General features: G+C 55.5%; 12 protein-coding genes. 3 read left to right on the top strand and 9 right to left on the bottom strand.

The features are described from left to right. Positions 1-63: 63 nt before the first annotated feature. Entirely contained in the window at positions 64-492 is a 429-nt protein-coding gene (locus FHS27_RS08000) for a hypothetical protein (RefSeq protein ID WP_184303855.1), read from the bottom strand. Positions 493-679: 187 nt separating this feature from the next. Between FHS27_RS08000 and FHS27_RS08005 the strand changes: the two genes are divergently transcribed. Continuing rightward, positions 680-898, top strand: coding sequence for a hypervirulence associated TUDOR domain-containing protein (locus FHS27_RS08005; RefSeq protein ID WP_184303857.1), 219 nt, complete (start codon positions 680-682; stop codon positions 896-898). Between the two features lie 50 nt (positions 899-948). Here FHS27_RS08005 and pdeM read toward each other — a convergent pair whose 3' ends face one another. The 7 genes from pdeM to FHS27_RS08040 form a co-directional block, all read right to left on the bottom strand. Next, a complete protein-coding gene (pdeM, locus tag FHS27_RS08010; RefSeq protein ID WP_184303860.1) occupies positions 949-1,623 on the bottom strand; it encodes a ligase-associated DNA damage response endonuclease PdeM in 675 nt (224 codons plus the stop codon). A gap of 91 nt (positions 1,624-1,714) precedes the next feature. Continuing rightward, positions 1,715-4,201, bottom strand: a complete 2,487-nt coding sequence (locus tag FHS27_RS08015) for a ligase-associated DNA damage response DEXH box helicase (RefSeq protein ID WP_184303861.1) — start codon at positions 4,199-4,201, stop codon at positions 1,715-1,717. 74 nt (positions 4,202-4,275) lie between these two features. Continuing rightward, positions 4,276-5,871: an ATP-dependent DNA ligase gene (locus FHS27_RS08020; protein WP_184303863.1), complete on the bottom strand. Its 1,596-nt coding sequence runs from the start codon at positions 5,869-5,871 to the stop codon at positions 4,276-4,278. After that, on the bottom strand, positions 5,868-6,899 hold the full coding sequence (locus tag FHS27_RS08025) for a ligase-associated DNA damage response exonuclease (protein ID WP_184303865.1): 1,032 nt from the start codon (positions 6,897-6,899) through the stop codon (positions 5,868-5,870). Before FHS27_RS08025 ends, FHS27_RS08020 begins: the two co-directional genes overlap by 4 nt. 81 nt (positions 6,900-6,980) lie before the next feature. Then, the gene (locus tag FHS27_RS08030) at positions 6,981-8,390 is read right to left on the bottom strand and encodes a UdgX family uracil-DNA binding protein (RefSeq protein WP_184303867.1); all 1,410 of its coding nucleotides are present in this window, start codon (positions 8,388-8,390) and stop codon (positions 6,981-6,983) included. A 32-nt stretch (positions 8,391-8,422) separates the two neighbouring features. Continuing rightward, entirely contained in the window at positions 8,423-9,676 is a 1,254-nt protein-coding gene (locus FHS27_RS08035) for a putative DNA modification/repair radical SAM protein (protein WP_184303869.1), read from the bottom strand. Positions 9,677-9,776: 100 nt separating this feature from the next. Continuing rightward, positions 9,777-10,205 (bottom strand): hypothetical protein, encoded by a 429-nt coding sequence (locus FHS27_RS08040; RefSeq protein WP_184303871.1) that lies wholly within the window; start codon positions 10,203-10,205, stop codon positions 9,777-9,779. Between the two features lie 360 nt (positions 10,206-10,565). Between FHS27_RS08040 and FHS27_RS08045 the strand changes: the two genes are divergently transcribed. Beyond that, complete coding sequence (locus FHS27_RS08045) at positions 10,566-11,618, top strand: hypothetical protein (RefSeq protein WP_246419256.1); 1,053 nt, start codon at positions 10,566-10,568, stop codon at positions 11,616-11,618. Positions 11,619-11,623: 5 nt separating this feature from the next. After that, entirely contained in the window at positions 11,624-12,484 is an 861-nt protein-coding gene (locus tag FHS27_RS08050) for a hypothetical protein (protein ID WP_246419257.1), read from the top strand. 20 nt (positions 12,485-12,504) lie between these two features. Here the strand turns inward: FHS27_RS08050 and FHS27_RS08055 are convergent, their stop codons facing one another. Then, entirely contained in the window at positions 12,505-12,957 is a 453-nt protein-coding gene (locus FHS27_RS08055) for a hypothetical protein (RefSeq protein WP_246419258.1), read from the bottom strand. Positions 12,958-13,003: the final 46 nt, after the last annotated feature.

A 13,003-nucleotide genomic window follows, 5' to 3' on the forward strand; every position in this document is an offset into this window, starting at 1 on the left:
CGCAACCCCAGGCATCGGTATCACGTGACGGAACGCTGATCTCCGCATCACAACAGACCCTGGTCAGAGGGATTCGATTTCGGGCAGTCGTCTCACAACCTCATTCCATGGAAGCGTTGTTTCTCGCAGGACACTCGTCTTCGCCTCTTCGTAAGAAGTGACCAATCGAATGACGAGCGTTCTCCCATGGAACAAACGACTCGCACCGGGTCGACGCGAAAATAGATACGGCATCACACGAATAACTTCCGACTCGACCAAACGCATGCGAGCATCGGTCATGATACTCGATGGCGAAACGGCGTAAACATTGGAGGAGTCTTCTGGGTCGACATAAAACGCGACCCCATCCACGATCCCGATATCACCTCGCCGATACGCAAAGTATCGAACCACCGGAACCTGAAAGAGCAGCCTCCAAAACGCCGACAATCGACTCGGAGCGACCGGCAACAAAGTCGGTGATTGATAGGGATTGGGCGACTCGCTCATCGTTCAAATCACCCATATTCTTCGACAACGACTGAACCGAGTTTAATCGATCCGAATAAAATCAATCGCCAACCACAAGGCTCTGATGATTTTACGTCAAAGTTGGCCTGCTGTTTGCTAAACCAATGCGGAAGTGGAATTGGATTCCGAAAAACTCAGATACTTCCCACAACCAAAGCAACGAACAATGGCGCAGAAATTTCAGGTCAATCAGTACGTCCAGTGGAACTACGGCAACGGCACGGCAACCGGGCAGATCAAAGAATCATACAAAGAGAAAGTGACCAAGACGATCAAGGGTAGCGAAATCACTCGAAACGCAAGCGATGAGGAACCGGCCTATTTGGTCGAACAGGACGATGGCGACCAAGTTCTCAAGAGCGAAAGCGAACTGAGCAACGCATAGGCGCCAGTGCGTTGCACGCCAATCAACGTTCGCCAGTCGTTGCTGGACCGTTAGACGTTGCTGCGTAGATAAGCGCCCAAGGGAAAGATTTCGTTTTCGCCGATCGCCCATGCGCGATCATCTCGTTCAAGTTGAACGACGTGCGTGCCTGTGAAGCGTCCGATCGCAGGCAGCACCATCATGCCGCCCCGGTAGTGGAAACACGGCAACTTCCCAAACGAGGCTCCCATTGCGACAGCAGGGTGCAAGTGGCCGCACAGCAGCACACTCGCATCCGTCGGTACCGGTTGTGGATGGTGGGTCATCACCAGGTCTCCTAACCGATAATACGGATCTACAATCTGGACCGGCCACGATGGCGGCAATTGCCCGACATGAGCGTCGTGATTTCCGCGAACGAGCGTGATCGCCAGTCTCGGATGCGAAGAAAAGAATGCCTCGAGACTGCCGATCACGTCAGGCGACAATGATGACCGGGCGTGAAACATATCGCCTAAGATCACTAACCGTTTTGCTTCGGTTGAGTGAATCAATTTCTCGATCCTCGTCAACGTTCCTTGCGTGCTGCCAATCGGCACGGGAATGCCGTGCCGCCGGAACGTTGCTTCTTTGCCGAAGTGAGTGTCAGCAACGAAGAGCGTTTGCTGCTCAGGCCAAGACACCGCCCCATCGCAGTGGAGACGCAGCTCGATTCCGTTGAGTTCGACATCGATTTCGTGAGCCATGTTTCTCCTCCGTGTTGACGTCCATATTGCTCCAGTTCTCAATCACAATCCACTCGGTGAGCCCGAATGAGCCGAGACCGGCAGACAATTGCTAACTTGATTGATCGGCCGCTTTCTCTAACTGTTGTTGCATTCGTGCGATGCGTTCGCCTAACGTCTCACTACTGATTCGTTCTCGCAATTTGTCGACGAGCAAAGGAAACGCGAGAGGCGTGACTTTCGGCGGTTCGGTAATCAACATTTCACTTCGTTCGATTCGCTCAAGGGCGTCAAACAAACGCGACGACTCTAATTGAAACTCCAACACCTCTCGGCGAGACTGTTCGAGCAGCAAATTATCAGGATCATATTCCTGGAAAACGTCAAAGAACAAATTGCTACTCGCCTGCACGTGCGACGTACTCTTGCGTTGGCCGGGATAACCTGGATGGATTAGCCCCGCGACGCGTGCGATTTGGCGGAACTGCCGTTTGGCCATTTCCGTCGAGTTCATGCTATTCAAGATATCGGCAGTGAGATCATTGGTTGAAAAAACCTTTTCACAAATCACTTCGTCGAGCCGCACACGATGGGGCGACTGCAGGACAATTCCGTAGTCGTTGCACGCCATCGTGAACGTCGTCTTTTGCAATTGGGAGATCCGGTAGGCGAACACCGCTGCTAACCCTTCGTGTACCAAACGGCCCTCGAACGGAAAAACAAACATTTGATGACCGCCCCGCGTTTCGATTCGCTCGATCAGCAGTTGATTGGAACGTGGCAATGCACTCCATCGTGTTTGCAGATCGAAAAGCCCCTTCAACGCCTGCATCTCACGTCCGACGAGTTTGCCGTCGGCAGCTTGTTCGAGTTTCAATCGCAGTTCAGCACTGAGTTCAGACGACAAAGGCATCCGTCCGCCCATCCAACGGGGCACGGAATCGGGTTGCCCCTTGGCACGTTTGACGTAGGCGACATTGTCTTTCACGCGTACCAGGGAAACCAATTTCCCGGCAAACAGAAACCGATCTCCCTCGTTGAGTTTTGACAGAAAGCTTTCTTCCACGCTGCCGAGTGTCGCCCCTTTGAGATACTTCACCTTCATCGAAGCGTCCGAAACAATCGTCCCGATGTTCATGCGGTGCATGGTCATCGTTCGACGTTGGGTAACGGTGTACCGATTCTCATTCCGTTCGACGCGATGGAAATCCGGGTAAGCGGTCAGGGAACTGCCACCGTGGACAACAAAATCTAAAACCCATTGCCATTCCAAATCGGTCAACGATTCGTAGGCACGGCTGGATCGGACTTCCTCGAGCAATTCATCGGCATCGAATCCCCCTCCGATCGCGATCGTGACCAAATGCTGCGCAAGGACGTCGAGAGGTTTGTTTATCAGCGGCCTTGCTTCCAAGTGCCCTTTACGGATTGCGTCCTGAGCCGCCGCTAATTCGATCAGTTCAATCGCGTTGGTCGGCACAAAAGCGAGGCGGCTTTCCGCATCGGGTTGATGGCCGCTGCGACCGGCACGTTGCAGCAACCGGGCGGCGCCCTTGGGACTGCCGATCTGCAGCACCAGATCGACGGCGGTGAAATCAACGCCGAGATCGAGACTACTCGTACAGACAACCGCGCGCAGCGATCCGTCTCGCAAACCGTCCTCCACCCATCGCCGAACGGTCGTATCGAGCGAACCGTGATGCAGCGCAATCTTGCCCGCCCAATCGGGACGTTGTCGCAGTAATTGTTGATACCAAATTTCAGTTTGGGATCGCGTGTTGGCGAAAATCAGTGCGCTGTTAACGTCTTTCAATCGGTCGGCGACCTGGGGAACCATCTTTGTTCCGATGTGACCCGACCAGGGAAAACGTTCGATCCGTTCGGGAATGATCGATTCCAACGTCATGCGTTTCTTCTTGTAGCCCTCGATGATCCGAACGGGACCGCAGGGGTTCACTCCTATCAAGGAATCCTTTGCCTGTTCGAGGTTACCTAGCGTCGCGGACAATCCCCACGTGCGAATTTGCGGATTGAGATGCCGGAGACGCGCGAGCGCCAGCTCGGTTTGAATGCCGCGTTTGGTCCCCAACAACTCGTGCCATTCATCAACAATTACCGTCTCGACGCCCGACAACTGCGATAGCAATCGCTCATGCGTCAACATCAACGACAAACTCTCAGGCGTTGTCACCAATGCGGAGGGCAGCCGTTTCACTTGTCGTGCTTTTGCACTCGCCTTGCTGTCGCCTGTTCGTGACTCGAGACGCCACGGTAGCCCTATTGCCTCCATCGGAGCTCGAAGCGATGCCTCCGTATCTCCAGCGAGAGCTCGCAATGGGGTCACCCATATCACACGTGCCGGCGGCGGGCGTTTGGGATTCCACCGGGATCGGTCGGGGTTTTCTTTCAGCCAACGAAGAATTGGCCCCATCCATGCGGCAAGCGTCTTCCCAGTGCCCGTTGCCGAGTGAATCAAACCGCTGTGGCCGTTTTGATGAGCTCGCCATACGGATCGTTGAAAGCGAAACGGCTTCCACCCGATCGAATCGAAATATCGATCGACGATTTTGGAAGGCGTTTCGACGGGAAGTTGATGCATAAAATTCGCGGGATAGTCTTACAAAATCTCAATGTGCCTAGACAAAGTGTGCCGAACGGTGCTGATCGCGATCGTTAATCGTCGAGCATTTCGAGCAATTCGCCGAGTTGGTTTGCATCCTCGGGTTGTTTGTCATGCCGCCAACGCAAGATCCTCGGAAAGCGAGTCGCGACACCACTCTTGTGTCGCTTGGAGCGTTGCAAACCCTCGAAAGCCAATTCCATCACCAACGTTGGCGTCACACTTCGAACGGGACCGAACGTGTCTTTTGTATTCTGCCGAACAAATCGATCGACTTGTCGAATTTCTTTGTCATCCAATCCACTGTATGCCTTGGCAAACGGAACCAACTGATCGCCATCCCACAACGCGAATGTGTAGTCGGTGAAGAGACTCGCTCGCTTACCGTGTCCCTTTTGCGCGTAGATTAGGACAGCATCGATCGTGTACGGCTTGACTTTCCACTTCCACCAGGTTCCTCGGACACGCCCGACATCATAGGGGGCATCTTTGCGTTTCAGCATCAAACCTTCGGCGTTAACGTCTCGACTGAGTTCGCGAACGCCCGCCCATTCGTCCCATGTTTCGCCTGCGACGAGTTCTGTGATCTTCAAATGAGGATGCTCGCAATCGCCGAGCAGTTGTTCAAGTTGGCCGCGTCGATCGTCGAAAGGCTGATCGCGAATATCCTCGCCGTTGTGTTCGAGCAAATCAAACGCATGAAACACCACGGGCACCTCGGTCAACAACTTCTTCCCCACGGTCTTCCGGCCGATCCTTCGTTGCAACTGCGCAAACGGCAAGACGGTCCCGTCCGCGAGAGCCGCCAAGATTTCACCGTCCAAGACCGTTCCGTCAGGCAAGTGTTCGGCAGCGGCCTCAATTTCTGGCCACCGATTCTCCATCAGTTCCTCGCCGCGTGACCATATGAAAGTCTGATCGGCGCGGCGGATCACTTGCCCGCGAATTCCGTCCCATTTCCATTCGGCCACGAACGCGCTTGCATCCCCGATTTCCCGTGGCCCGTCGTCGACGTTTATCGGGTGCGCTAGGCAGAACGGGTACGGTTGGCTGGCCAAGGTGTCCTGAACATCGGGGTCGACGAGGCTCTCGAAAAAGTGTTTCGATGGTTTCCAGTTTCCCATTAGCCGATGCGATACCACATCAGCCGAGACGCCTGATTGCTGCGCGATCGCACGCGTGACAAGACGTTTGCTGACACCGACTCGAAATGCGCCGGTGATTAGTTTCATCACGACAAAGCGAAGTGGCGAAGGTGTTTCCCTCCAGATTTCGGTAACGCGCTCACGTTGAGTTTTTTCGTCCAAGCGACGCAGGGGTTGCAAACGTTCTTCGACCCATGTGCTCAACGATTCGTCGGCAACCATTTCCCCGGGCGGAACGACCAACGACAAAGTTTCCGCCAAATCGCCAACGGCGTGATAGGATTCATCGAAAAGCCAATCGGGAATCGCCGCTTCCTCAGCCGCCCAAATCCGCAACAGTTTGTTAGGAACGAGACGACTTAGTTTGTTGCCACACAAAAAGTACGTTGCCCAGGCTGCATCGAGCGGTGGTGCGGCGGCGAAGTACGACGACATTGCCGCGATCTTTTCATTCGTTTTCGTGGTCGAATCGAGTGCGTGGTAAAGTTCGGCGAAACGAATCATGATTCTTCGCCTTCGATGGTTTGCTGCGAATGATCCTCGTCGTTCTCGCTACGCGTCCGCGAGTCGATGACACACGCCTCGCGTCCAATCTCTTGGAGGTAGCGAGCCACGGCTGCGGAATATCCGTGCGTCACCCAGACGGTCTCGGGATCGCACAACTCCACCGCCTTCAACAACGACGGCCAATCGACATGGTCGCTAACAACAAAGCCGCGATCGACCGCACGCCGGCGGCGAGCCCCACGGACAGCCATCCAACCGCTCGCCATCGCGGTACTGATCCGACCGAACCGGCGCAACCACGGTGTTCCGTTCGCACTCGGAACGGCGACGACCATACCACCGGTGAAATCGTGTTTGCGATCGAGAGAACCGACGAAGGTCGTCTCAGGTAGTTCGACGTCCGTTTTTCGGTACGCCTCGTTTCCTTTCTCGACGGCCCCATGTGTGTAAATCGTTCCGATCGAGGGATCGAGCCCCGCGAGCAATCGTTGACTTTTACCGACCGCGTATCCGTAGAGAACACAGCACAACCCCGCGTCGCGTGATTCACGCCACCATGCATTGATCGCGTCGGCGGTCACCTGCTCGGGTTCCCAACGATACACCGGCAATCCAAAGGTGGATTCGGTTACCAACAAATGACACGGCACCGGTTCCCAAGATTCGCAGGTCGGATCACTGCCGAGCTTGTAATCGCCCGTCACCACCGCCACTTCACCACGATGTTCGAGGCGCACCTGAGCCGAACCGAGCATATGGCCGGCCGGATGAAAACTAATGTCGACACCGCCGACTGAGATCGACTCACCGTAAGGCAAGAATTCAAACTCAGCATCGTCGTTCATTCGCATTCGCAAAAGATGCTCGCTGCGCTGCGCCGCCAAGTAGTGCCTGCATCCCCATCGAGCGTGATCCGTATGGGCATGAGTGACCACGGCACGATTGACGGGCACCCGCGGGTCGACATAAAAGTCGCCCACGGGGCAGTAGAGTCCGCGATCGGTCGTTTGAAGTATCGAAGCCATTGTTTGCTGAGCACGTTGCACTGATTCATTGAAGACGACGCCCGTTTTTTGAAATTTGACGCCGGTGACACCGCGGTGCCCTTAAGCATTTGCCGCTGCCAAGTCCTCGACCAAATTCAGCAACATTTGTCCTCTTCGCGTTTCATCAGGCATGCGTAGTATTGCGGCCGGATGCCACGTCGCGATTGTCCTTTCGCACCAATCGGTTGCCCGCATCACGCCGCGACTCTTGGTGATTCGAAAGTCGCGTCCGAATAGAGCTTGTGCGGGCGTGGCCCCGAGGCACACCACCGTCTGCGGTTTGATCGCGGCCAATTCCGCCTCCAACCAAGGGCGGCAGGCGAAGATTTCTCGCGAATCGGGCTTTTTGTGCAACCTCCGTTTTCCTCGCTCGGTGAATTTGAAATGCTTGACCACGTTAGTGACATAAACTTCGTCGCGTCGGATACCGGCTCGCACGAGTGCCTGATTGAGTAACACGCCGGCGGGACCGACGAACGGTTTGCCTTCGATATCCTCGTGGTCGCCGGGTTGTTCGCCGACCAAAACGATCTTCGCGTCTGGCGGACCTTCCCCAAAAACCATCTGAGACGCGAACTGATGCAAATCACATGCCTTGCAGCAATCGGCTGCCGTTTTTAATGACGGCAGATCGATTTGGCTCGGCATGAACTTCGTCGCCGTGTCGGCAAAGCCTTCGTTGCGTTCAATCATTTCAGACACACGCTGGGGTGCCTCGTGCAACAGATCCTCGATGATCGAGGCTTCCGGCAGCGTCTTCCAATGCCGCACCGGCATCTCTCGTTTCATCATCGCAACCTTCACCCGAGCCGGGTTGAAGATCGATGCGTAATAGGTCTTCCACAATGATTCGAGCGAATCGTCATCCGTCACCGCGCTGGCAGGAACCCCGTCTCCGTAACGCAAACTTTCCTGATCCCAAACGACAGACTCCCATGGCGTAAAAATCGACCAATTCATGACTTTGAATCGCCGGGCAAAAAACGGTGCCGCCAACCGAACAATGCGATGATCGGGACGATGCCAAGCGACATACGTTTCCTCGTCCGCCGATGCGACGCGGCGAAACCTCACAAACGCTTTCATCTTGTGCACGTCCCGCGTGACCGCTTTGTTCATGCGATGAAGTTCATGGACGTCATCATCGGTCGCAATCGCGAGCAACGATGGCTCCCCGTGCGTCAATCGCCACAACGTTCGATAGAGCAACTCCCACCGCACGGGACTTCGGTGACAGGTAACAATCCGGGCTGTTTCGAGAAAGGACTTCGGAACACGAACCGTAGACGAACGATCCGTTGCCTCGACGCTCTTGTCATCGGCAGGTTCCGGTTCATCCGAACCGAAAAGAGTCGGCTGGTCATCGTGCGTGGCAAAATGAACACCCGATGGCGGAACCTCCGCGGCGAGTAGTTTTCTCGCCTCGTCCCTCCACTGCTCGAACGTTTCGACAGATACAAATTGGTCCATATGGAAGATGTCGCCGCGGCCCAACCGCTCGGCTATACCTCGCCACTGATTGCAGAACCGGCGGCATCGAACAGCATCAACTGTTCATTCTTGATCGTCACCTTGGACTTCAGGTCCAGCCGATCCAAATCATGAACGCTGGGGTTGTGATCAGCGGTTAAGACAAAAGCTTTGGTACGATTCCATGCGACACGCAGTTTTCGCAAGTCAGCCGACCGTAATTGACGATGCTTTCGAATCGACAAAATGCGTTTCACGTTTCGTACGCCAATCCCTGGAATCCGCAGCAGTTCCTCGTAAGTCGCCCGATTGACGTCAACGGGAAAAAATTGGCGGTTGGCCAGAGCCCATGCCAATTTGGGATCGAGATCCAACGACAAATTCCGGTCTTTCTCAGCGACGATTTCATCGGCTTTGAAGCCGTAAAAACGCATCAGCCAATCGGCCTGATACAACCGATGCTCACGCATCAGCGGCGGTGATTGACCGGGCAAGCGAGCGTCCGCATGGGGAATCGGGCTGTACGCGGAATAGTACACCCGACGTAGCTTTTGACCGGAATACAAATCCGACGCGGTCTTGAGCACATCGACATCCGGTGTTTCGGTTGCCCCCACAATCATTTGCGTGCTCTGTCCGGCTGGAGCAAAACGGCGAGCCTTCAAACCGGATTTCTCATCCTCTTTCGCCTCGTCGATTCGCTCTCGAATCCCGCCCATCGTCGCGACAATCTGAGGCTTCTTCTTTTCCGGTGCGAGCCGATACAAATCGTTGTCCGTGGGCAATTCGATGTTCACGCTCAAGCGATCAGCCCACTGTCCGGCTTGGTCGATCAAATCCTGCGACGCGTTGGGAATCGTCTTCAGATGAATGTAGCCGCCATAGTGCTGCTCGGTACGGAGCCGTTTCGCCACCGCGATCATTTGCTCCATCGTGTAGTCGGAATTCTGGATAATTCCGGAACTCAGAAAGAGGCCCTCGATGTAATTGCGTTTGTAGAATTCCATCGTCAACGAAACGACTTCGTCAACGGTGAACCGGGCACGTGGCGTGTCGCTGGACACGCGATTGACGCAGTACTGACAATCGTAGATGCAGTAGTTCGTGAGCAGTATTTTCAACAGCGACACGCATCGTCCATCGGGCGTGTAACTGTGGCAGATCCCCATCCCCTCCGTGCTGCCGATTTGGCTGCCTTGACGGGTTTTCTTGGATCCGCTGCTGGCGCAGGACGCGTCGTACTTCGCGGCGTCGGCCAAAACGGCTAGTTTTTCTTGAACGTTCATGCATCGATTGGAAAAGGGTCTTCGGAACCCTTGTTAACCGTTGCCAAATTTCAAACGTAACCAGCCAAAGTCAATTTCAAGAGAGTTTTGTTCGCTCGATTCAAAGATCGTCCAAATCCAAATCACATCCGCCCAGTTCCTCAGCCAACTCGCTGAGCACTTGACACTGATCTTGGACTTCGGGGTCACATCGGCCGCACCGGATGCAACCGAGGGGGCCGTTGGAGCAGTCGTGAGAAATCACCCAATCGACGTCGAACTGGGATGACACCGAGCACAAGATCTGAATTAGATCGCTCAACGTACCGTCGCGTTCGCCCGCTGCTTTCGCGGCCGCGAGTTCGTCAGGGTGGGGTGAAAAATTGGGCTTACTGGCCCCGCCGAGAATCCCACCGCGATTCATCAAAAGAGGTGGTTCGCAACTCAGCCACGCACGATCGCTGGAAAGCTCGTTCGTCACGGCGATCATCTCCCGCTGCAATGCGGGCGAAATGAGTTCAGCGGTTTCGTACGCTACAGAAAATCCCATCGTTCCATCCGTGTGAGTGAATATTCAGCAGGAGCGAACACCGATCGCCGAGCGTGTCTCAGTCGCATGAGAGACAGGACGACGTGGATCATTGAATTCGCTTCACGCCAATAACGCGTCGACTCGATTATAGACTGTCGCCCAAAAAAGCAAAGTGACCAGCCCGCTCGATCCTCACGGCCGCGTCGCGCCACGCCGGGCGAAACTCACTCTCAACAAGGACGGCATGCGACCGTCTCGACACCGACGAGGCGAACTGGAGCAAACAGCCGACCTGAGGCAGTCCCCGGTCGTGAAACAGTTGATGGGAAACGCGCCGTGTCCGGTACGCTCTTGCCGTCGCAACCATTTTTGAGGTAGATGCAAGGTCGTCCTTCCGGTCGCTCGGACATCGTCCTCCGATCCATTCGGCACGCGCGGCCGACCGCTCCGCACTCTCACCACGCTGAAGCCGCATTGCACGTCGTCACCGCTCATCGCCGACGGATCCTGGCTGCGGTCTGGACTGCAGTGCTCATGGTGCCATGCGTTGCATGCGCGGACACCTCTGCCCAAGACATCTCTGCCCAAGGTAAATCTTCCGAAGAGTTGCCGATGGCGATCACGTCGTCGGATTGGCAGGCAAACACGCTCGTGGTTGATGATGTGATCATCATGTCGCCAACGCCCGCGTGGTCCGGAACGCTGCAGGGCGTGATGATGGACCGCGACGATGATATCGATTTGCGTTGGAACGACGGCGGCACCGATCGGATCTCGACGGTGGAGTCGGATTTAAACGCAGGCTTTCGTGTTCGGCTGTCTCACCAAACCCCATTTCGAATATCACGTCCTGGACAGATCACAGAGTTCTCGTTGTTGCGAACCACCGGCGAAGGAGAGACGGAGTTTCGCCCCGGCGAGTACTACTCAAATCATGGAGAGCTGCTGACGACGCGATTGGGATACGGGTGGACTAATCTTCTGCTCCGGGGGCGAAGCGAAACGACGCTGGGAGCCCGGTACACTCACATTGCCGATGCGTTCGACCATGTGACGCGAGACGACTTGGCGGTGGGTGAAAATCACGTGGTCACCGTTGACGCGACCGCCACGGGGTATTGGGATTGGCGTGCCTTGGTCCTCTCGGCCGGTTTGTCGGGTGGAATCGGAGGTAGCCTGATCGATCAAAGTGGTGTGCGAATGGATGGATCGTTCGCGACCTTCTCGCGACGACGCGGTGAATTCGCCACGGCATACGAAGCCCACGCGGACGTGCTGTGGAAGATCACCGACCAAACGTTTCTGCAATTGGGCGCTCGCGGGTTCATGGTCCAGGGCGTCGCGCAAGCCCGTGATACTTGGGGCGCTGCGGGAGACTCATCGACTGCACGTTGGCTCGGCATGACGTTGGGTGTTTGGAGAGATTTCTAAGCACCATGAAAGTCCACCATCTAATCGTATTAACGCTGCTGTTGGTTATACCGGGAGCACAGGGATGTCACGTCCTTTCGCCGCAACCCATCGCGATGCATCCACGCAACGTCTCTCCAGAATTGACGCGTGACGACGAGCCCGAGATCGAAGTCGGTCGACCGATCTGGTGGCTCGACACTGCGGGGTGGGTGTGGGGAATTCCCAGCAAGTTGTTGCTGTGGGATCGACGCATCGACAACCACCGCATCACTGAGCCTACGATCGAGGTGGCAACCGATTACATGCAATCGGCAGAACTCGCGCACATCAAAGTTCGGTTGAACCAATACGCGCCATTGAAGGATTTCAAACGACTGAAAAAAAACCGCACCGTTGCGTGGCCGTACCGTTACACACTCGGATTATTGTCGGTCGGCGGCGAAGCGATCTTTCCCGGTCGGCTGATCGGTGGCGACCATTTCAACCCATTCACTCAGACCGTGCATCTCTACAGTGACGTTCCCGCGATCGCGCTTCATGAACTCGCTCATGCGAAAGACTTTGCGAGGCGAAAGTATCCGGGAACCTACGGACTGATCTATCTCTGGACGCCACTTTACCACGAAACTGTCGCGTCACGTGATGTGATGGATTACCTCTACGCTCGCGGCGACCGAGCCGGCATTATTGAAGCCAACCGGGTTCTCTACCCAGCGTACGGAACCTACATCGGCAGCTCGCTCGGACCGTTCGCCCCGTCGGCTTCCATGCCGATCTATTACGCCACCGTCTTGAGTGGACATTTCAACGGTCGCATGCTGTCACGCGAGGTGGACGAACATCTCCGCGAATACCAAACGCTGTTTGCCTCCCGCGTCAAATAAACCGAGACAGTGTTGCCGCACTAAGTCGGCTCTCTTTCAACCGATTGATTCGCCAGGACACGCATGCAGCGGTCTCGAAACCGCGGGTATCCGAACCCGATCGTTAAAGCACAAAAGATGAAAACGAAAACAGGGTGCGTTCCTGCGGCAAGAAGTCGCGGCGTGTCGAGATAACGATCTCCGGAGACCCACGCTAGCGCAAGATAGATGCCGTTGGCGATCAAACAGAAGTCCGCGATGAACCAAGCCCACCAGACGCGCAACATCATCGCCGCGAGAAACGGTACGATCACGCCCAAAACCGGCCCCGCCCAGAGTGTCACGAGTGGATGCGGGTCAGGTGAATGCAGGCAATACGGCAACCGCCAAGGAGCGAGATCGCAATCCGTGAGTGTGGCGCCGCTAAGGGCACCACCAATGAGGTGACCGGTCTCGTGAGTCAACGTCATGACCACCCACGAAATGACAATCATCAAGAGGAACCAGCCAACGCGTCGTTGCAAACCATACTCCCCTGCG

This window comes from Aporhodopirellula rubra (assembly GCF_014192335.1).
Classification (GTDB): Bacteria; Planctomycetota; Planctomycetia; order Pirellulales; family Pirellulaceae; genus Rhodopirellula; species Rhodopirellula rubra.